The organism is Streptomyces soli, assembly GCF_003999195.1.
Taxonomy (GTDB): Bacteria; Actinomycetota; Actinomycetes; order Streptomycetales; family Streptomycetaceae; genus Actinacidiphila; species Actinacidiphila soli.
Map to the genome: position 1 here is coordinate 49,928 of NZ_RJVR01000253.1, position 20,246 is coordinate 70,173.

18 protein-coding genes are annotated in these 20,246 nt (G+C 71.8%); 17 read left to right on the plus strand and 1 reads right to left on the minus strand.

Annotated features, from left to right (window positions below):
- Positions 1-149: 149 nt before the first annotated feature.
- From pyrR to EFK10_RS25805, 14 genes are all read left to right on the plus strand, one after another.
- On the plus strand, positions 150-716 hold the full coding sequence (gene pyrR, locus EFK10_RS25740) for a bifunctional pyr operon transcriptional regulator/uracil phosphoribosyltransferase PyrR (protein ID WP_127358048.1): 567 nt from the start codon (positions 150-152) through the stop codon (positions 714-716).
- A gap of 84 nt (positions 717-800) precedes the next feature.
- Entirely contained in the window at positions 801-1,784 is a 984-nt protein-coding gene (locus EFK10_RS25745; protein WP_127358049.1) for an aspartate carbamoyltransferase catalytic subunit, read from the plus strand.
- A gap of 2 nt (positions 1,785-1,786) precedes the next feature.
- Complete coding sequence (locus EFK10_RS25750; protein ID WP_127358050.1) at positions 1,787-3,100, plus strand: dihydroorotase; 1,314 nt, start codon at positions 1,787-1,789, stop codon at positions 3,098-3,100.
- Positions 3,097-3,684, plus strand: coding sequence for a PH-like domain-containing protein (locus EFK10_RS25755; protein WP_127358051.1), 588 nt, complete (start codon positions 3,097-3,099; stop codon positions 3,682-3,684). Before EFK10_RS25750 ends, EFK10_RS25755 begins: the two co-directional genes overlap by 4 nt.
- Positions 3,681-4,853, plus strand: a complete 1,173-nt coding sequence (gene carA, locus EFK10_RS25760) for a glutamine-hydrolyzing carbamoyl-phosphate synthase small subunit (protein WP_127358052.1) — start codon at positions 3,681-3,683, stop codon at positions 4,851-4,853. Before EFK10_RS25755 ends, carA begins: the two co-directional genes overlap by 4 nt.
- Positions 4,846-8,157: a carbamoyl-phosphate synthase large subunit gene (carB, locus tag EFK10_RS25765; RefSeq protein WP_127358053.1), complete on the plus strand. Its 3,312-nt coding sequence runs from the start codon at positions 4,846-4,848 to the stop codon at positions 8,155-8,157. Before carA ends, carB begins: the two co-directional genes overlap by 8 nt.
- A 244-nt stretch (positions 8,158-8,401) precedes the next feature.
- Positions 8,402-9,496, plus strand: a complete 1,095-nt coding sequence (locus EFK10_RS25770) for a quinone-dependent dihydroorotate dehydrogenase (protein WP_127358054.1) — start codon at positions 8,402-8,404, stop codon at positions 9,494-9,496.
- Positions 9,493-10,344 (plus strand): orotidine-5'-phosphate decarboxylase, encoded by an 852-nt coding sequence (gene pyrF, locus EFK10_RS25775; protein ID WP_127358055.1) that lies wholly within the window; start codon positions 9,493-9,495, stop codon positions 10,342-10,344. The genes EFK10_RS25770 and pyrF overlap by 4 nt, the downstream gene beginning before the upstream one ends.
- Before the next feature lie 213 nt (positions 10,345-10,557).
- Positions 10,558-10,881 carry an integration host factor gene (locus tag EFK10_RS25780; protein WP_127358056.1) on the plus strand — a complete coding sequence of 108 codons (324 nt, stop codon included), beginning with the start codon at positions 10,558-10,560 and terminating at the stop codon, positions 10,879-10,881.
- Between the two features lie 46 nt (positions 10,882-10,927).
- Positions 10,928-11,485, plus strand: coding sequence for a guanylate kinase (gene gmk, locus EFK10_RS25785; RefSeq protein ID WP_127358057.1), 558 nt, complete (start codon positions 10,928-10,930; stop codon positions 11,483-11,485).
- A 63-nt stretch (positions 11,486-11,548) separates the two neighbouring features.
- Entirely contained in the window at positions 11,549-11,821 is a 273-nt protein-coding gene (rpoZ, locus tag EFK10_RS25790; protein ID WP_006382157.1) for a DNA-directed RNA polymerase subunit omega, read from the plus strand.
- A gap of 75 nt (positions 11,822-11,896) precedes the next feature.
- Positions 11,897-13,099 carry a bifunctional phosphopantothenoylcysteine decarboxylase/phosphopantothenate--cysteine ligase CoaBC gene (gene coaBC, locus EFK10_RS25795; protein ID WP_127358058.1) on the plus strand — a complete coding sequence of 401 codons (1,203 nt, stop codon included), beginning with the start codon at positions 11,897-11,899 and terminating at the stop codon, positions 13,097-13,099.
- A gap of 177 nt (positions 13,100-13,276) precedes the next feature.
- Positions 13,277-14,500 (plus strand): methionine adenosyltransferase, encoded by a 1,224-nt coding sequence (metK, locus tag EFK10_RS25800; protein WP_127358059.1) that lies wholly within the window; start codon positions 13,277-13,279, stop codon positions 14,498-14,500.
- A 93-nt stretch (positions 14,501-14,593) separates the two neighbouring features.
- The gene (locus EFK10_RS25805) at positions 14,594-16,756 is read left to right on the plus strand and encodes a primosomal protein N' (protein ID WP_127358060.1); all 2,163 of its coding nucleotides are present in this window, start codon (positions 14,594-14,596) and stop codon (positions 16,754-16,756) included.
- Positions 16,757-16,869: 113 nt separating this feature from the next.
- Here EFK10_RS25805 and EFK10_RS25810 read toward each other — a convergent pair whose 3' ends face one another.
- Positions 16,870-17,379 (minus strand): hypothetical protein, encoded by a 510-nt coding sequence (locus EFK10_RS25810; RefSeq protein ID WP_127358061.1) that lies wholly within the window; start codon positions 17,377-17,379, stop codon positions 16,870-16,872.
- 245 nt (positions 17,380-17,624) lie between these two features.
- Between EFK10_RS25810 and def the strand changes: the two genes are divergently transcribed.
- The 3 genes from def to EFK10_RS25825 form a co-directional block, all read left to right on the plus strand.
- Positions 17,625-18,170: a peptide deformylase gene (gene def, locus EFK10_RS25815; RefSeq protein WP_127358062.1), complete on the plus strand. Its 546-nt coding sequence runs from the start codon at positions 17,625-17,627 to the stop codon at positions 18,168-18,170.
- 60 nt (positions 18,171-18,230) lie between these two features.
- Positions 18,231-19,181, plus strand: coding sequence for a methionyl-tRNA formyltransferase (gene fmt / locus EFK10_RS25820; RefSeq protein WP_127358063.1), 951 nt, complete (start codon positions 18,231-18,233; stop codon positions 19,179-19,181).
- A gap of 200 nt (positions 19,182-19,381) precedes the next feature.
- The coding region (locus tag EFK10_RS25825; protein WP_322973401.1) for a transcription antitermination factor NusB at positions 19,382-20,246 on the plus strand (865 nt) is incomplete at its 3' end.

Sequence of the window (20,246 nt, forward strand, 5' to 3'; positions counted from 1 at the left end):
TTGGCGTTCGATATGACGTGATTACGGCGTTTCGCGTACCCTGTGGACCGACTCTGCGAGATCATGCCCGGCCACCTGCTACGGTGACATCGTAACTCTGGCGTCCTTTAAGGCCCGTCCCGTGAGGCGGGGAAGGAGGTCCATTTCTGATGGCCGAAAACAGCGAAAACAGCTCAGCTCCGGCTCGCCCCGTCCTGGAGGCACCGGACATCGAGCGGGTCCTGACCCGCATCGCCCACGAGATCGTCGAACGCGCCAAGGGCGCCGACGACGTGGTGCTCCTCGGTATCCCGACGCGTGGCGTCTTCCTCGCCCGCCGGCTCGCCGACAAGCTCGCCGAGATCACCGGCCGCAAGGTGCTGGTCGGCTCCCTCGATATCACCATGTACCGCGACGACCTGCGGCTCGGCCCGGCGCGCGCCCTCGCCCGCACCGACATTCCGGGCGACGGGGTGGACGGCCGGCTGGTCGTCCTCGTCGACGACGTGCTCTTCTCGGGCCGTACGATCCGGGCCGCCCTGGACGCTCTCAACGACATCGGGCGGCCGCGCGCCGTACAGCTGGCGGTCCTGGTCGACCGCGGCCACCGCGAGCTGCCCATCCGCGCCGACTACGTCGGCAAGAACATCCCCACCTCGCTGCGCGAGACCGTGAAGGTCCAGCTGACCGAGGAGGACGGCCGCGACACCGTCCTGCTGGGCACCCGCGACCAGTAGCGCCGTTCGCGGGAGCCCGGGGACTGTTCCGGGCTTCCCGCGTGCCCTCCGCTTCCTGTACATCCCTTCCACGGAGCGAACCCGATGAAGCGCCACCTCATCTCGGCCGCGGACCTCACCCGCGACGACGCCATCCTGGTCCTCGACACCGCCGAGGAAATGGCCCGCGTCGCCGACCGGCCCATCAAGAAACTGCCGACGCTGCGCGGCCGCACGGTCGTCAACCTCTTCTTCGAGGACTCGACCCGAACCCGCATCTCCTTCGAGGCGGCCGCCAAGCGGCTGTCCGCCGACGTCATCAACTTCTCCGCCAAGGGCTCCTCGGTCTCCAAGGGCGAATCCTTGAAGGACACCGCCCTGACCCTGGAGGCGATGGGCGCCGACGCCGTCGTCATCCGCCACCACACCTCCGGCGCCCCGCACCGCCTGGCCAACTCCGGCTGGATCAACGGCTCGGTCGTCAACGCGGGCGATGGCACCCACGAACACCCCACCCAGGCCCTGCTGGACGCCTTCACCATGCGCCGCCACCTGTCCGGTACCGGCCGCGACCTGGCCGGCCGCCGGATCACGGTCGTCGGCGACATCCTGCACAGCCGGGTCGCCCGCTCCAACGTGCTGCTGCTCAACACGCTGGGCGCCGAGGTGACCCTCGTGGCCCCGCCCACCCTGCTGCCGATCGGCGTCGAGAACTGGCCCTGCGAGATCTCGTACGACCTGAACGCGGTGCTGGCCAAGTCCGACGCCGTGATGATGCTCCGCGTCCAGCGCGAGCGCATGAACGCCGCCTTCTTCCCCACCGAGCGCGAATACGCCCGCCGCTACGGCCTGGACGGCACGCGCATGGCCTGCCTGCCGGAGCACGCCATCGTCATGCACCCCGGGCCGATGAACCGGGGCATGGAGATCACCGCCGAGGTCGCCGACTCGCCGCGCTGCACCGCCGTCGAGCAGGTCAAGAACGGTGTCAGCATCCGTATGGCCGTCCTGTACCTGCTGCTCGGCGGCGCTGCCCCTGCCGTCACCGGCCCTGCCGTCACGCACGCCCGCACCGAGGAGAACCAGTAAGCATGAGCAAGACCCTTATTCGCGGCGCGAGGATCCTCGGCGGCGAGCCTCAGGACGTACTGATCGACGGCGGGACCATCGCCGCCGTGGGCACAGGGCTCGAAGCCGGTGACGCCACCGTCGTCGAGGCGGACGGCAAGATCCTGCTCCCCGGCCTGGTCGACCTCCACACCCACCTGCGCGAGCCCGGCCGCGAGGACTCCGAGACCGTCCTCACCGGCACCCGCGCGGCCGCCGTCGGCGGCTACACGGCCGTGCACGCCATGGCCAACACCTTCCCCGTCGCCGACACCGCCGGCGTCGTGGAGCAGGTCTGGCGGCTCGGCAAGGAGCACGGCTACTGCGACGTGCAGCCGGTCGGCGCGGTCACGGTCGGCCTGGAGGGCAAGCAGCTCGCCGAGCTGGGCGCCATGGCCGACTCGGCGGCGGGTGTGCGGGTCTTCTCGGACGACGGCAAGTGCGTGGACGACGCCGTGATCATGCGCCGGGCGCTGGAGTACGTGAAGGCCTTCGACGGTGTCGTCGCCCAGCACGCCCAGGAGCCGCGGCTGACCGAGGGCGCCCAGATGAACGAGGGCACCGTCTCCGGGGAGCTGGGCCTCACCGGCTGGCCGGCCGTCGCGGAGGAGTCGATCATCGCCCGCGATGTGCTGCTGGCCGCCCACGTCGGCTCCCGGGTGCACATCTGCCACCTCTCCACCGCCGGCTCGGTCGAGATCGTACGGTGGGCCAAGTCCAAGGGCTGGGACGTCACCGCCGAGGTCACCCCGCACCACCTGCTTCTCACCGACGAACTGGTCCGCTCGTACAACCCCGTCTACAAGGTCAACCCGCCGCTGCGCACCGAGGCCGACGTCATGGCCCTGCGCGAGGCCCTGGCCGACGGCACCATCGACTGCGTCGCCACCGACCACGCCCCGCACCCGCACGAGGACAAGGACTGCGAGTGGGCGGCCGCGGCGATGGGCATGGTGGGCCTGGAGACCGCGCTGGCCGTCGTCCAGCACACGATGGTCGAGACCGGGCTGCTGGACTGGGCCGGCGTCGCCGACCGGATGTCCTTCCGCCCGGCGGTCATCGGCCGCCTCGCTGGGGGTGCCCCCGGCGGAGCCAGGGGGAGCCACGGACGGCCCGTCTCGGCTGGTGAGCCCGCCAACCTCACGCTGGTCGATCCGGCATACCGTGGTGTGGTGAATCCCGCGGGCTTCGCCTCCCGCAGCCGCAACACCCCGTACGAGGGCATCGAGCTGCCGGGCCAGGTGATCGCCACCTTCCTGCGGGGCAAGGCGACGGTCATGGACGGGAAGCTCACGTGACACCTCTGGTACTCATCGCCGACCCGAAGCAGTCCGCGCAGGTCACCGACTGGGCCGACCGCGCCGGCTGGGTGGTCGGACTGCTGCTCTTCGTCGCGCTGGTCTACTGGCTGATGCGTGAGGGCTGGAAGTGGCGCGCCACCCTGCAGAGCGACCTGCCCGAGCTGCCCACCGCGCCCGACGCCCTGGCGGCACCTCCCAGCCGCCAGGCTGGGGGAGAGCCGAAGCTCACCATGTCCGGCCGCTACCACGGCTCGACCACCGCCGGGCAGTGGCTCGACCGGATCGTCGCCCACGGCCTGGGCACCCGCAGCCGTGCCGAGCTGACGCTCACGGACGCGGGACTGACCGTCGTACGCCCCGGGGCCACCGACTTCTTCGTACCGGCGGCGCAGCTGCGCGAGGCCCGGCTCGACAAGGGCATCGCCGGCAAGGTCCTCACCGAGGGCGGCCTGCTGGTGGTCACCTGGGCGCACGGGGACAAGCTGATCGACTCCGGATTCCGCTCCGACCAGGCAGCCGAGCACGACGCCTGGGTCGAGGCCATCAACACGATTTCGCACGACCAGGAAGGCGCACGATGACCACCTCCACCCAGCGGGCCCGCAGGGTCTCCGCCGTACTCGTCCTGGAGGACGGCCGCAGCTTCCGCGGCCGCGCCTACGGGGCCGTGGGGGAGACCTTCGGCGAGGCCGTGTTCTCCACCGGCATGAGCGGCTACCAGGAGACCCTGACCGACCCCTCCTACCACCGCCAAGTGGTTGTCATGACCGCCCCGCACATCGGCAACACCGGCGTCAACGACGAGGACCCCGAGTCCTCCCGGATCTGGGTCGCCGGCTACGTCGTCCGCGACCCCGCCCGTGTCCCGTCCAACTGGCGCTCCGTCCGCACCCTGGACGAGGAGCTGGTCAAGCAGGGGATCGTCGGGATCAGCGGCATCGACACCCGCGCCCTCACCCGCCACCTGCGTGAGCGCGGCGCCATGCGCGTCGGCATCTTCTCCGGCGAGGCGATCGCCGACGAGGCGACACTGCTCGCCAAGGTGCAGGCCAGCCCCCAGATGAAGGGCGCGAACCTCTCCGCCGAGGTCGCCACGAGCGAGACGTACGTCGTCCCGGCGATCGGCGAGAAGAAGTTCACCGTCGCCGCCCTCGACCTGGGCATCAAGGGCATGACCCCGCACCGCATGGCCGAGCGCGGCATCGAGGTCCACGTCCTGCCCGCCACGGCCACCCTCGACGACGTCTACGCGGTCCAGCCGGACGGCGTGTTCCTCTCCAACGGCCCCGGCGACCCGGCCACCGCCGACCTCACCGTCATCCAGGGCGTCCTGGAGCGCCGCACCCCGCTGTTCGGGATCTGCTTCGGCAACCAGCTGCTCGGCCGGGCCGTCGGCTTCGGCACGTACAAGCTGAAGTACGGCCACCGCGGCATCAACCAGCCGGTGCAGGACCGCACCACCGGCAAGGTCGAGGTCACCGCGCACAACCACGGCTTCGCGGTCGACGCGCCGCTCGACGCCGTCTCCGACACGCCCTACGGCCGGGTCGAGGTCTCCCACGTCTGCCTCAACGACAACGTGGTCGAGGGTCTGCGGCTGCTCGACACCCCCGCCTTCAGCGTCCAGTACCACCCCGAAGCCGCAGCCGGCCCGCACGACGCGGCCTACCTGTTCGACCGTTTCGTCGAGCTCATGCGAGACGAACAAGACAAGCACGGCGTAGAGCTCATGGAGGGCCAGCGTGCCTAAGCGCACCGATATCCAGTCCGTCCTGGTCATCGGCTCCGGCCCGATCGTCATCGGCCAGGCCGCCGAGTTCGACTACTCCGGCACCCAGGCCTGCCGCGTCCTCAGGTCCGAGGGCCTGCGGGTCATCCTGGTCAACTCCAACCCGGCCACGATCATGACCGACCCGGAGATCGCCGACGCCACGTACGTCGAGCCGATCACCCCGGAGTACGTCGAGAAGATCATCGCCAAGGAGCGTCCCGACGCCCTCCTCCCCACCCTGGGCGGCCAGACCGCGCTCAACACCGCGATCTCCCTCCACAGCAACGGCACCCTTGACAAGTACGGCGTCGAGCTGATCGGCGCCAACGTCGAGGCGATCAACAAGGGCGAGGACCGCGACCTGTTCAAGGAGGTCGTCCGGGCCGTCAAGGCCAAGATCGGCCACGGCGAGTCCGCCCGCTCCGTCATCTGCCACTCCATGGACGACGTCCTGGCGGGCGTCGACGAACTTGGCGGCTACCCGGTCGTCGTCCGCCCCTCCTTCACCATGGGCGGCGCCGGCTCCGGCTTCGCCCACGACGAGGACGAGCTGCGCCGCATCGCCGGCCAGGGCCTGACCCTCTCGCCGACCACCGAGGTGCTTCTGGAGGAGTCCATCCTCGGCTGGAAGGAGTACGAGCTGGAGCTGATGCGCGACAGACACGACAACGTCGTGGTCGTGTGCTCCATCGAGAACTTCGACCCCATGGGTGTGCACACCGGCGACTCCATCACCGTCGCCCCGGCGATGACCCTCACCGACCGCGAGTACCAGATCCTCCGCGACATCGGCATCGCCGTGATCCGCGAGGTCGGCGTCGACACTGGCGGCTGCAACATCCAGTTCGCGGTCAATCCCGAGGACGGCCGGGTCATCGTCATCGAGATGAACCCCCGCGTCTCCCGCTCCTCGGCGCTGGCGTCCAAGGCCACCGGCTTCCCGATCGCCAAGATCGCCGCCCGGCTCGCCGTCGGCTACACCCTCGACGAGATCCCCAACGACATCACCGAGAAGACCCCGGCCTCCTTCGAGCCGACTCTCGACTACGTCGTCGTCAAGGTGCCGCGCTTCGCCTTCGAGAAGTTCCCGGCCGCCGACGCGACCCTCACCACCACCATGAAGTCGGTCGGCGAGGCCATGGCCATCGGCCGCAACTTCCCCGAGGCGCTGCAGAAGGCGCTGCGCTCGCTGGAGAAGAAGGGCTCGCAGTTCTCCTTCACCGGCGAGCCCGCCGACAAGGCGGAGCTGCTGGCCACCTCCCGGATCCCCACCGACGGCCGGATCAACACCGTCATGGAGGCCATCCGCGCCGGGGCCACCCAGGAGGAGGTCTTCGACGCCACCAAGATCGACCCGTGGTTCGTCGACCAGCTCTTCCTCATCAAGGAGACCGCGGACGAGCTCGCCGCCGCCGACCGCCTCGCTCCCGAACTGCTGGCCGAGGCCAAGCGCAACGGCTTCTCCGACACCCAGATCGCCGGCATCCGCGGACTGCGCGAGGACGTCGTCCGCGAGGTCCGGCACGCGCTCGGCGTCCGCCCGGTCTACAAGACGGTCGACACCTGCGCCGCCGAATTCGCCGCCAACACCCCGTACTTCTACTCCTCGTACGACGAGGAGACCGAGGTCGCGCCCCGCGGGAAGCCTGCCGTGATCATCCTCGGCTCGGGCCCCAACCGCATCGGCCAGGGCATCGAGTTCGACTACTCCTGCGTCCACGCCTCCTTCGCGCTGAGCGACGCCGGCTACGAGACCGTGATGGTCAACTGCAACCCCGAGACGGTCTCCACCGACTACGACACCTCCGACCGGCTCTACTTCGAGCCGCTCACCCTCGAGGACGTCCTGGAGATCGTCCACGCCGAGACCTTGGCCGGACCGGTGGCGGGTGTCATCGTCCAGCTCGGCGGCCAGACCCCGCTGGGCCTGGCCCAGGCGCTCAAGGACAACGGCGTGCCCGTCGTCGGCACCTCGCCCGAGGCCATCCACCTCGCCGAGGACCGCGGCGCCTTCGGCCGGGTGCTCAGCGAGGCGGGCCTGCCGGCCCCCAAGCACGGCACGGCGACCACCTTCGACCAGGCCAAGGCCATCGCCGACGAGATCGGCTACCCCGTCCTCGTACGGCCCTCGTACGTGCTCGGCGGACGCGGCATGGAGATTGTCTACGACGAGGCCCGGCTCGCCACGTACATCGCCGAGTCCACCGAGATCGGCCCCGACCGCCCGGTGCTGGTCGACCGCTTCCTCGACGACGCCATCGAGATCGACGTCGACGCGCTCTACGACGGCCACGAGCTCTACCTCGGCGGCGTCATGGAGCACATCGAGGAAGCCGGCATCCACTCCGGCGACTCCGCCTGCGCCCTGCCCCCGATCACGCTCGGCGGCCACGACATCAAGCGCCTGCGGGCCTCGACGGAGGCCATCGCGAAGGGCGTCGGCGTCCAGGGCCTGATCAACATCCAGTTCGCCCTCGCCGGCGACATCCTGTACGTCCTCGAAGCCAACCCGCGCGCCTCGCGTACGGTCCCCTTCACTTCCAAGGCCACCGCCGTGCCGCTCGCCAAGGCCGCCGCCCGCATCTCGCTCGGCGCGACCATCGCCGAGCTGCGCGCCGAAGGTCTGCTGCCGGCGACCGGCGACGGCGGCACTCTGCCGCTCGACGCGCCGATCTCCGTGAAGGAGGCCGTCCTTCCCTGGTCGCGCTTCCGGGATGTCCAGGGCCGCGGCGTCGACACCATCCTCGGCCCGGAGATGCGCTCCACCGGCGAGGTCATGGGCATCGACTCGGTCTTCGGCACGGCGTACGCCAAGTCCCAGTCGGCGGCTTACGGGGCCCTGCCCACCAAGGGCCGTGCCTTCGTCTCGGTCGCCAACCGTGACAAGCGCGCCCTGATCTTCCCGGCCCGGGCCCTGGTCGAGCACGGCTTCGAGCTCCTCGCCACCTCCGGCACGGCCGAGGTGCTGCGGCGCAACGGCATCCACGCCACGGTCGTCCGCAAGCTCAGCGAGGGCACCGGTCCGGACGGCGAGCCCACCATCGTCCAGCTCGTCCACAACGGCGACGTCGACCTCATCGTCAACACGCCCTTCGGCACGGGCGGCCGTCTCGACGGCTACGAGATCCGCACCGCCGCCGTCGCCCGCGGCGTCCCCTGCCTGACCACGGTCCAGGCCCTCGCCGCGGCCGTCCAGGGCATCGACGCGCTCAACCGCGGCGACGTCGGCGTCCGCTCCCTCCAGGAGCACGCCCAGCATTTGACCGAGGCCCGCGAGGCCTAGGCCACCGTGGGCTCCGCCCCGGACCCCCGTCTCCCACCCGCCCACCCGATCGGCCAATGGTTGGCTTCGGGTTTCCGCTGGGTGGCCGACCACCGGTCGGCGGCCGACGACGAAACGCCAGGCAATCGGGGGCCGGGGCGGAGCCCCGGTTTCGGGAAGGGGCGGGTGCGGGGAGAGGAAAACCCCGGCCACCGGCCCGCAGACGGCTCGCGACAGCCACAACCGACAGGCAGAACCAACCCGCATGTACCCCCTCCTCTTCAAGCTGGTCTTCCGCCGGATCGACCCCGAGCGCGCACACCACCTCGCCTTCGGCTGGATCCGGCTCGCCGCCCGCATCCCGGTGCTGCGCACCCTCGCCGCCGCCCTTCTCGCCCCGCGCCACGCGGCGCTGCGGACGGAGGCGTTCGGTCTGCGCATGCACGGGCCGTTCGGGCTGGCTGCCGGGTTCGACAAGAACGCGGTCGGCATAGACGGCCTGGCCATGCTCGGGTTCGACCATGTCGAGATCGGCACGGTCACCGCGCAGCCCCAGCCGGGCAATCCCAAGAGGCGGTTGTTCCGGCTGGTGGCCGACCGGGCGCTGATCAACCGGATGGGGTTCAACAACGAGGGCTCGGCAGTCGTGGCGGCCCGCCTCGGGGCGCGCAATCCGGTCTTCAAGCCGGTCGTGGGCGTCAACATCGGGAAGACGAAGGTCACCCCGGAGGCGGAAGCGGTCGCCGATTACGTGACGTCGGCCGAGAGGCTCGCGCCGCACGCGGACTACCTGGTCGTCAACGTGTCGTCGCCGAACACCCCCGGCCTGCGCAATCTGCAGGCGGTCGGCCACCTGCGGCCGCTGCTGACCGGGGTGAAGGCGGCCGCCGGCGCGGTGCCGCTGCTGGTCAAGATCGCGCCGGACCTCGCGGACGAGGACGTGGACGCGGTTGCGGACCTCGCGGTGGAGCTGGGGCTGGACGGAATCATCGCCACCAACACCACCATCGCCCGCGAGGGCCTCGGGCTGACCTCGGACCCCTCCCTGGTCAAGGAGACCGGCGGGCTGTCAGGCGCGCCGCTCAAGGCCCGCTCGCTGCAGGTGCTGAGCCGCCTGTACGCCCGCGTGGGGGACCGGATCACCCTGGTCGGGGTCGGCGGCGTGGAGAGCGCCGAGGACGTCTGGCAGCGCATCCTCGCCGGTGCCACGCTGGTGCAGGGCTACAGCGCCTTCATCTACGAGGGCCCGTTCTGGTGCCGCCGTATCCACCGGGGCCTGGCCGCCCGCCTCGCCGAGAGCCCGTACGACACCCTCGCCGACGCCGTCGGCGCCGCCGTCCGTAAGGAGAAGGCCGCATGACCCCGGAGAGCCCCGAAAACCTCGAACCCTTCGGCGCCCGGCTGCGCCGCGCCATGGACACCCGGGGCCCGCTGTGCGTGGGCATCGACCCACATGCCTCGTTGCTGGCCTCCTGGGGCCTGGGCGACGACGTGGCGGGCCTGGAGCGCTTCACGAACACCGTGGTCGAGGCGCTGGCCGACCGGGTGGCCGTACTGAAGCCGCAGAGCGCCTTCTTCGAGCGCTTCGGGTCGCGCGGCATCGCCGTACTGGAGCGGGCGGTGGCGGACGCGCGGCAGGCCGGCGCGCTGGTGCTGATGGACGCCAAGCGCGGCGACATCGGCTCGACCATGGCCGCCTACGCCGCGACCTACCTCGACAAGGACTCGCCGCTGTTCTCGGACGCGGTCACCGTCAGCCCCTACCTCGGCTTCGGCTCGCTGCGCCCGGCGCTGGACGCCGCCCGGATCAGCGGGGCGGGGGTCTTCGTACTCGCGCTGACCTCCAATCCGGAGGGCGCCGAGGTGCAGCGGACCGCCACGCCCGACGGCAGATCACTCGCACAGGTGATGCTCGACCACATCGCGGAGGAGAACCGGGGGGACACGCCGCTCGGCTCCGTCGGCGCCGTGGTGGGTGCGACGCTCGCCGAGGCGGGGGTGGAGTTGGCGGTCAACGGACCCCTGCTGGCCCCCGGTATGGGCGCCCAGGGCGCCACGGCGGCCGATCTGCCGCGGATCTTCGGCTCCGCCGTCCGCGATGTTCTCCCGAGCTTCAGCCGGGGGGTCCTGCGGCACGGTCCGTCGGTGGCGGGGCTGCGGGAATCGGCCGCTCGGGAGGCAGCAGAAGTGGCCGAATCCGTCAAGTAGGCCACAAACCTGCGGTGATTTGTCCCAAAAGTCCTGATCGGGTGAGGCTGACCAGGACTTTTCTTCTTGTTTGCGCTGACGTTGAGCGCTTCGGCCGCTAGTCTCCGACGAGAGCGCGCAACGTGCGCGTTTCACGTTGCCCCTGCAGGTCGGGGGCGACTAGGTTCCACACCGGTCCGTATCCGACAGTTCTACTTCCGAGGTGACGTAGGCGTGGCTCTTCCGCCCCTTACCCCTGAACAGCGCGCTGCCGCGCTCGAGAAGGCCGCCGCGGCTCGCCGGGAGCGCGCCGAGGTCAAGAATCGGCTCAAGCACTCCGGCGCCTCGCTGCATGAGGTCATCAAGTCGGGCCAGGAGAATGACGTCATCGGCAAGATGAAGGTCTCCGCCCTTCTGGAGTCCCTGCCCGGCGTGGGCAAGGTCCGCGCCAAGCAGATCATGGAGCGGCTCGGCATTTCTGAGAGCCGCCGGGTCCGCGGGCTGGGTTCCAACCAGATCGCGTCCCTGGAGCGCGAGTTCGGCAGCCCGGCTGCCTGATGACCCAGCGGTCCCGCGAACCTTCGGGACCGGGGATAATCGCTCCATGATGGATCGTCCGCGGCTGACCGTGCTCTCCGGCCCCTCCGGGGTCGGCAAGAGCACGGTCGTCGCCCATATGCGCAAAGTCCACCCCGAGGTCTGGCTCTCGGTGTCGGCCACCACCCGCAAGCCGCGCCCCGGTGAGAAGCACGGGGTCCAGTACTACTTCGTGGACGACGACGAGTTCGACAAGCTCGTCGCCAACGGGGAACTGCTGGAGTGGGCGGACTTCGCGGGGCACCGCTACGGCACCCCGCGCCAGCCCGTACTGGAGAAGCTCGACGCCGGCGTGCCGGTGCTGCTGGAGATCGATCTGCAGGGCGCCCGGCTGGTCCGCAAGGCCATGCCGGAGGCCCAGCTGGTCTTCCTGGCGCCGCCCAGCTGGGAGGAGCTCGTACGCCGCCTCACCGGCCGGGGCACCGAGTCCCCCGAGGTGATCGAGCGACGGCTGGCGGCCGCCCGGGTCGAACTGGCCGCCGAGTCCGAGTTCGATGTGACCCTTGTCAACACCTCCGTCGAGGATGTAGCCCGCGAGCTGCTAGCCTTGATGGGAGTTGTCTGACTCCGAATCTTTTTCCGCCCCCTCGCTCCGCTGGGGGGACCCCCATTTATCGGAAGGTAGAGCGTGTCCTCTTCCATCTCCACGCCCGAGGGCATCATCAACCCGCCGATCGACGAGCTGCTCGAGGCCACAGACTCGAAGTACAGCCTCGTGATCTACGCGGCCAAGCGTGCGCGTCAGATCAACGCGTACTACTCGCAGCTCGGTGAAGGCCTGCTCGAGTACGTCGGCCCGCTGGTGGACACTCACGTCCACGAGAAGCCGCTGTCGATCGCCCTCCGCGAGATCAACGCGGGTCTGCTGACCTCCGAGGCCGTCGAGGGCCCCGCGCAGTAGTCCTTTCCAGCCCTTCGGAGCTGCCACCACGGGCCCGGCCGTATGACGGCCGGGCCCGTGGTGTGTCATAGACACATGACTAAGCCACAGGTCGTCCTCGGGGTGAGCGGCGGGATCGCCGCGTACAAGGCGTGCGAGCTGCTGCGGCGGTTCACCGAGTCCGGACACGACGTGCGGGTGGTGCCCACCCAGTCGGCGCTGCACTTCGTGGGCGAGGCCACCTGGTCGGCGCTGTCCGGCCACCGGGCCACCACCCGGGTGTGGGACGGCGTGGAGGAGGTCCCGCACGTACGGATCGGCCAGCACGCCGACCTCGTGGTGGTCGCCCCCGCGACCGCCGACATCCTCGCCAAGGCCGCCCACGGCCTGGCCGACGACCTGCTCACCAACACCCTGCTCACGGCGCGATGTCCTGTGGTGTTCGCCCCGGCCATGCACACCGAGATGTGGGAGCACCCCGCCACCCGGGAGAACGTCGCCACCCTGCGCCGCCGCGGCGCCATCGTCATCGAGCCCGCCGTCGGCCGACTCACCGGCGTCGACACCGGCAAGGGCCGCCTCCCCGACCCCGGCGAGATCTTCGAGGTCTGCCGCCGCGTCCTGGTCCGGGGCACCGCCGCCCCGGACCTGGTCGGCCGGCACGTCGTCATCAGCGCCGGCGGCACCCGCGAACCCCTCGACCCGGTCCGCTACCTCGGCAACCGCTCCTCCGGCAAGCAGGGCTACGCACTGGCCCGCGTCGCCCTCGCCCGGGGCGCCCGCGTCACTCTCGTCGCCGCCAACACCGCCCTGCCCGACCCCGCCGGCGCCGACGTGGTCCGGGTCGGCACCGCCGTACAGTTGCGCGAGGCCGTACTCAAGGCCGCCGCCGACGCCGACGCCGTGGTGATGGCGGCCGCCGTCGCCGATTTCCGGCCCGCCCACTACGCCGAGGGCAAGATCAAGAAGAAGGACGGCGAGGAGCCGGCCCCGCTGGAGCTCGTACGCAACCCGGATGTGCTGGCCGAGCTTTCCCACGACCGCCCCCACCCCGGGCAGATCGTCGTCGGCTTCGCCGCCGAGACCGACAACGTCCTCGCCAACGGCCGCGCCAAGCTCGCCCGCAAGGGCTGCGACCTGCTCGTCGTCAACGAGGTGGGCGACAGCAAGGCCTTCGGCTCCGAGGAGAACGAGGCCGTCGTCCTCGCCGCCGACGGCTCCGAGACCCCGGTCCCGTACGGCCCCAAGGAGGCTCTCGCCGAGTTGGTGTGGGACCTTGTGGCGCGGCGCCTGGGCTGATCAGCCCCCTTCGTCCTACGGTGAAATACGGTGTCGCAGGTCACGGCCATCCAAGGTGCGAGATCCCGTGTCCACCGGAACGCTTCGAACGATAAACTAGCCAAGGAACCGCCGGGCGCAGCCCCGCGCGAGCCGCCAAATGTTCAGTCAGCAGCCGCTGCAACCCCAGGGAGCGATGTGTCCCGCCGCCTGTTCACCTCGGAGTCCGTCACCGAGGGACACCCAGACAAGATCGCTGACCAGATCAGCGACACGATCCTCGACGCGCTCCTCAAGGAGGACCCCACCTCCCGTGTGGCTGTCGAGACGTTGATCACCACCGGCCTGGTGCATGTCGCCGGTGAGGTCACGACCAAGGGCTACGCCGACATCGCGACCCTGGTCCGTAACAAGATCCTCGAGATCGGCTACGACTCGTCGAAGAAGGGCTTCGACGGCGCCTCCTGCGGCGTCTCGGTCTCCATCGGCGCGCAGTCCCCGGACATCGCCCAGGGTGTCGACACCGCGTACGAGAAGCGGGTCGAGGGTGTCGCCACGGGTGACGAGGACGACGAGTTCGACAAGCAGGGCGCCGGCGACCAAGGCCTGATGTTCGGCTATGCCACCGACGAGACCCCCGAGCTCATGCCGCTCCCCATCACGCTGGCGCACCGCCTCTCCAAGCGCCTCACCGAGGTCCGCAAGAACGGGACCATCCCGTACCTGCGCCCGGACGGCAAGACCCAGGTCACCATCGAGTACAACGGCGACAAGGCCGTGCGTCTGGACACCGTCGTGGTCTCCTCGCAGCACGCGAGCGACATCGACCTCGACTCGCTGCTCGCCCCCGACATCCGCGAGTTCGTCGTCGAACCCGAACTCAAGGCGCTGGTCGACCAGGGCCTCAAGCTCGACACCGACGGCTACCGCCTCCTCGTCAACCCCACCGGCCGCTTCGAGATCGGCGGCCCCATGGGTGACGCCGGCCTCACCGGCCGCAAGATCATCATCGACACCTACGGCGGCATGGCCCGCCACGGCGGCGGCGCCTTCTCCGGCAAGGACCCCTCCAAGGTCGACCGCTCCGCCGCCTACGCCATGCGCTGGGTCGCCAAGAACGTCGTAGCCGCCGGCCTCGCCTCCCGCTGCGAGGTCCAGGTCGCCTACGCCATCGGCAAGGCCGAGCCCGTCGGTCTCTTCATCGAGACCTTCGGCACCGCCACCGTCGAGGTCGAGAAGATCGAGGAGGCGATCGGCACCGTGTTCGACCTCCGCCCGGCCGCCATCATTCGCGACCTGGACCTGCTCCGCCCCATCTACGCCCAGACCGCCGCCTACGGCCACTTCGGCCGCGAGCTGCCCGACTTCACCTGGGAGCGCACCGACCGCGTCGAGGCGCTGCGCAAGGCCGTCGGCCTGTAACTCGGTTTTCTCACGGCCCCGGACCTGACCTCAGGTCCGGGGCCGTTTCCATGCCGCCGCCCGTTGTCGGCGCCGTCTGGTAACACTGAGGCTGTGAGCAGCGAGAACGATCGGAACGCGACCCCGGCGGGGGATCAGGCCGCTGGGGGGGAGCAGCTTGCGCTCATACGGGAGACGGTGCGGGAGGCGAAGGGGCCGAGGGCGAAGCCGCGGACGTGGCGGGGGGCGGCGCTGGCGGAGGGGTTGCCGGTGGCGCGGGTGCTGGTGGACAAGGGGCTGCTGCACCTGGATCAGTACTTCGACTACGCGGTGCCGGCGGCGATGGACGAGCAGGCGCAACCCGGGGTGCGGGTGCGGGTGCGGTTCGGGGCGAGGGTGGTGAAGGGGCGCCGGGAGGGCGGGGAGCTGCACGACGGGTTCATCGTGGCGCGGCTGGCGGAGAGTGATTACCGGGGGCCGTTGGCGCCGCTGGCGCAGGTGCTGTCGCCGGAGCAGGTTCTGACGCCGCAGTTGCTGAGGCTGTGCCGGGCGGTGGCGGACCGGTACGCGGGGGCGCTGGCGGATGTGGTGCAGCTGGCGGTGCCGCCGAGGCGGGCGAAGGTGGAGGCGGAGCCGCCGGCCGCGGCGCCGACCTTCTCCGGGGTGCCGGGGACGCTTGCGGAGGCGGGGAGCTGGGGGCGGTATCCGACGGGGGCGGCGTTTGTGCAGGCACTGGCGCGGGGGGATTCGCCGAGGGCGGTGTGGACGGCGTTGCCGGGGCCGCAGTGGCCGGAGGAGCTGGCCCGGGCGATGGCGGCAACGCTGGCGTCGGGGCGGGGGGCGCTGGCGGTGGTGCCGGACGGCAGGGCGGCCGCCCGGGTGGACGCGGCGCTGACCGGGCTGCTGGGGGAGGGGCGGCATGTCGTACTGACCGCCGACGCCGGGCCGGAGGAGCGCTACCGGCGGTGGCTGGCGCTGAGCCGGGGCGCGGTGCGGGCGGTGGTGGGGACGCGGGCCACGATGTTCGCCCCGGTCGCCGACCTCGGGCTGGTCGCGATATGGGATGACGGCGACTCCAGCCACTCCGAGCAGCACGCGCCGCAGCCGCACGCCCGCGAGGTGCTGCTGCTGCGGGCGACCGAGGAACGGGCCGGATTTCTGCTGGGCGGCTTCACCTGCACCGTGGAGGGGGCGCAGCTGGTCGACACCCGGTGGGCGCTGCCCATCACGGCGTCGCGTGAGCAGGTACGGGCCGCCGCGCCCCTGATCCGTACGGTCGGGGAGAACGACGAGGCGCGGGACGGGGCCGCGCGGGCGGCACGGCTGCCGAGCCTGGCGTGGCAGGTGACGAAGGAGGCGCTGACGCGCGGCCCGGTGCTGGTGCAGGTGCCGCGCCGGGGATACGTACCGGGGCTGGCCTGCGAACGGTGCCGGGAGACCGCCCGGTGCGGGGGCTGTTCGGGGCCGCTGGAGCTGAGGGAGGGGGGCGGTGCGCCGACGTGCGGGTGGTGCGGGCGGATCGAGACGGCCTGGCAGTGCCATGAGTGCGGCGGCTCCCGGCTGCGCGCCCAGGTCGTCGGCGCCCGGCGCACAGCGGACGAGCTGGGCCGGGCCTTCCCCAAGGTGCCGGTGCGCATGTCCGGGCGGGACGGGGTGCTGGCGTCGGTGCCTGACGCTCCCGCGCTGGTGATCTCCACGCCGGGCGCCGAACCGGTCGCCGAGGGCCCGGGCTATGCGGCGGCCCTGCTGCTCGACGGCTGGGCGCTGCTCAACCGACCCGACCTGAGGGCGGGGGAGGAGGCGCTGCGGCGCTGGGCGGGCGCGGCCGCGCTGGTGCGCCCCGCGGGAGAGGGCGGCACTGTGGTCGTACTGGGCGAACCGACGCTGCGGCCGGTGCAGGCGCTGGTGCGCTGGGACCCGGCCGGACACGCCGTGCGGGAGCTGGCGGAGCGCGCCGAGCTGGGCTTCCCGCCGGTGTCCAGGATGGCGGCGGTCGCCGGCCGTCCGTCAGCCGTCGCCGACCTCGTGGCCACCGCCGAACTCCCCGAAGGCACCGATGTGCTCGGCCCGGTGCCGATCCCCGTCGTCGAGCCCGGCCGGCCCCGGCGCCCCGGGGACCCGCCGCCCGGCGAGCAGTGGGAGCGGGTGCTGCTCCGGGTGCGCCAGGGCAGTGGGGCCGCGCTGGCGAGTGGGCTCAAGGCGGCGCAGACGGCACGCATCGCGCGCAAGGAGGCCGACCCGGTGCGGGTGCGGATCGACCCGCCGGACATCGGCTGACGGTGGCCGGCCGCACATCGGGTGCCGGCAGCCCGCCGCACATGCCACCGCCCCGGCGTCCTGCCTGTCGGCGTGGCGGGCGGCGGGGCGGGTGCGCGGCGCGGCGTACGGGATCAGCCGGTGCGGGTTCCGCCGGTGCGGGGGCCGGGGACCGCGCCGGGGAGGGCTTCGTCGTGGGACGGCACCGAACGGGCGGCGGGGACCACGGGCACCACGGGGACGGCCGGGGCGGCGGCGATCACGGCTGCCGCGGTGTCGTCCGCACCGGGCGCGGAGGTCCGGCGCGCCCCGTAGCGGCGGTGCACGGCCTGCTTGGTCACCCCGAGGGCGGAGCCCACCGCGTCCCACGAGAAGCCGAGCGAGCGGTCGAACTCGACGGCCGCCGTGACCAGGGTCTCGACGCTGTCCCGGAGCTCCTGCGCGAGCCGGACCGTGGGGGCGGGGGCGCGGCCGTAGACGACGAATCCGGCGGCGGGACCGCTGCGCCTCGGACGGTAGACATTGCCCAGCTGGGCGGTGAGGGTCCGCAGGGCGTCCACTTGGCGGCGGACCCTCTCGATGTCCCGCACCAGCAGGTGCAGGCTTGCCCGTGCCTGGGCGTCGTGCGTTGCGTGTTCGGGCATCAAAAAGCCTCTCGAACCGGCTCCGGCATGGAACGGACCGTCCTTATCGGCCCGATTTCGGTCAATCTCCTTTGACCAACGCGCCAGCCTCCCTGCGGGTCACGCAGCTGGGGGCGCGCCGCACCTCACAGGGGGCGCACGATCGCGCGCACGCCCCCGCTGTCGCCGTACCGGTGACGCCGTACCCCGACCCCATAGACTGGGTCGCTGTCCCCCGATCCGCCCAGACCACGGGAGCCCGCCGCGTGTCCGTCCAGCCGATCCGCCTCTTCGGTGACCCGGTGCTGCGCATGGCGGCGCAGCCTGTCACCGTCTTCGACAAGGAACTCCGTACGCTCGTCAGGGATCTGTCCGAGACCATGCAGGCCGCCCCCGGCGCCGGCCTGGCGGCACCTCAGATAGGCGTGTCACTGCGGGTGTTCACGTACTACGTCGACGGCGAGCTCGGCCACCTGGTCAACCCCGACCTCAGCCTCACCGAGGACGAGCAGGACGGCCCGGAGGGCTGCCTGTCGCTGCCGGGGCTCACGTACGACTGCAAGCGGGCGTACGGCGTGGTCGCCAAGGGCTTCAACATGTACGGCGACCCCGTCACGATTGAGGGCACACAGCTGCTCGCGCGCTGCATCCAGCACGAGACCGACCACCTGGACGGCATCATCTTCATCGACCGGCTCGACGCGGAGCAGCGCAAGGCGGCGATGAAGGCGATCCGTGACGCGGAGTGGGCGGGTCAGACCGTGCCGCAGGTCAGGATCTCGCCGCACGGCACCTTCGGCCGCGCGCTCTGACATTCCGCTTCGCCACGGCTTCGCCAAAGCTCCGCCACACCGAAAGGCACCGCACACTCCATGAGGCTCGTCTTCGCCGGCACCCCCGAGGTCGCCGTCCCCGCCCTGGACGCCCTGCTGGCCTCCGACCGGCACGAGGTCGTCGCCGTGGTCACCCGGCCCGACGCGACGGCGGGGCGGGGCCGCAAGCTCCTCGCGAGCCCGGTCGCGCAGCGCGCGGAGGAGGCCGGAGTCGAGGTGCTCAAGCCGCGACGGCCCCGCGACGAGGACTTCCTCGCCCGGCTCCGCGAGATCGCCCCGGACGCCTGCCCGGTCGTCGCGTACGGGGCACTGCTGCCGAAGGCCGCGCTCGACATCCCGGCACACGGCTGGATCAACCTGCACTTCTCGCTGCTCCCGGCCTGGCGCGGCGCCGCCCCCGTGCAGCACGCCGTGATGGCCGGGGACGAGGTGACCGGCGCGTCGACCTTCCTGATCGAGGAGGGCCTCGACTCCGGGCCCGTCTACGGCGTCGTCACGGAGGACGTCCGGCCCACCGACACCAGCGGCGACCTGCTGGTCCGGCTCGCCCACAGCGGCGCCCGCCTGCTGACCGCGACCATGGACGGCATCGAGGACGGCACCCTCGTCGCCCGCCCCCAGCCCGCCGAGGGCGTCACCCTCGCCCCGAAGATCACCGTCGACGACGCCCGCATCGACTGGACGGCGCCCGCCCTCCGTGTCGACCGCCTGGTACGCGGCTGCACCCCGGCGCCGGGCGCCTGGACCCTCTTCCACGGCGAGCGGCTCAAGGTCGGGCCCGTCACCCTGCGCCCCGACCGGCGCGAGCTGGCCCCCGGCGAGCTGGAGGTCGCCAAGAACGCGGTCTACGTCGGCACCGGCAGCTACGCCGTCCGGCTCGGCGACGTCCAGCCGCAGGGCAAGAAGCGGATGGCCGCCGCCGACTGGGCGCGGGGCGTACGGATCGACTCCGGCGAGCGGGTGGGGGGGCAGACGGACCAACCGGAGTAGGGGCCGTCAGTGGCCGCGCCGTAGGCTTGGTACGCAGGTCTTCGCAGGCCGTCGCCGTCGTCACCCCGATCCGGAGCACCTTTCACGTGAGCGCAGCCTCTCCCCACCGTACCGGCCCCGCCCCCCACCAGGGGAAGCCGCAGGGCAAGCCCCAAGGCAAGCCGCAGGGCCGGCCCTACCGCCGTCCGCAGCGGGACCCCGTGCGGATCCTGGCCTTCGAGGCACTGCGGGCGGTCGACGAGCGGGAAGCGTACGCGAACCTCGTACTGCCGTCGTTGCTGCGGGAGGCCGAGGCCGAAGCGACGCGCAAGGGGCGGGAGTTCGACCGGCGGGACGCGGCGCTGGCCACGGAGCTGGTCTACGGGACGCTGCGGCGGCAGGGGACGTACGACGCGGTCATCGCGGCCTGCGTCGACCGGCCGCTGCGCGAGGTCGACCCGCCGGTGCTGGACGTCCTGGCGCTCGGCGCGCACCAGCTGCTCGGGACGCGGATCCCGAGCCACGCGGCGGTGTCGGCGACCGTGGAACTGGCCAGGGTCGTACTCGGCGACGGGCGGTCGAAGTTCGTCAACGCCGTGCTGCGGCGGATCGCGGCGCAGGACCTCGACGCGTGGCTGGAGCAGGTCGCCCCACCGTACGACGACGACCCTGAGGACCATCTGGCCGTCGTCCACTCCCACCCCCGCTGGATCGTTTCCGCGCTCTGGGACGCCCTCGGCGGCGGCCGCGCCGGCATCGAGGAACTGCTGGCCGCCGACAACGAGCGCCCCGAGGTCACCCTCGTCGCCCGCCCCGGCCGCTCCACGGCGCAGGAGATCGCCGACTCGCTCCTGCCCGAGGCGACCGTGCCGGGCCGCTGGTCCCCGTACGCAGTCCGGCTCGCGGAGGGCGGCGACCCGTCAGGCGTCGAAGCGGTACGCGAGGGCCGGGCCGGCGTGCAGGACGAGGGCAGCCAGCTCGTGGCCGCCGCCCTCGCCGCCGCGCCGCTCGAAGGCCCCGACGCCCGCTGGCTGGACGGCTGCGCCGGCCCCGGCGGCAAGGCCGCGCTCCTGGCCGCGCTCGCCG

Coding starts and splice junctions, on each gene's coding strand:
- pyrR (WP_127358048.1), top strand. CDS start 150: ATGGCCGAAAACAGCGAAAACAGCTCAGCTCCGGCTCGCCCCGTCCTG.
- gmk (WP_127358057.1), top strand. CDS start 10,928: ATGATGGATCGTCCGCGGCTGACCGTGCTCTCCGGCCCCTCCGGGGTC.
- coaBC (WP_127358058.1), top strand. CDS start 11,897: ATGACTAAGCCACAGGTCGTCCTCGGGGTGAGCGGCGGGATCGCCGCG.
- pyrF (WP_127358055.1), top strand. CDS start 9,493: ATGACCCCGGAGAGCCCCGAAAACCTCGAACCCTTCGGCGCCCGGCTG.
- EFK10_RS25745 (WP_127358049.1), top strand. CDS start 801: ATGAAGCGCCACCTCATCTCGGCCGCGGACCTCACCCGCGACGACGCC.
- fmt (WP_127358063.1), top strand. CDS start 18,231: ATGAGGCTCGTCTTCGCCGGCACCCCCGAGGTCGCCGTCCCCGCCCTG.
- EFK10_RS25810 (WP_127358061.1), bottom strand. CDS start 17,379: ATGCCCGAACACGCAACGCACGACGCCCAGGCACGGGCAAGCCTGCAC.
- EFK10_RS25750 (WP_127358050.1), top strand. CDS start 1,787: ATGAGCAAGACCCTTATTCGCGGCGCGAGGATCCTCGGCGGCGAGCCT.
- carA (WP_127358052.1), top strand. CDS start 3,681: ATGACCACCTCCACCCAGCGGGCCCGCAGGGTCTCCGCCGTACTCGTC.
- EFK10_RS25770 (WP_127358054.1), top strand. CDS start 8,402: ATGTACCCCCTCCTCTTCAAGCTGGTCTTCCGCCGGATCGACCCCGAG.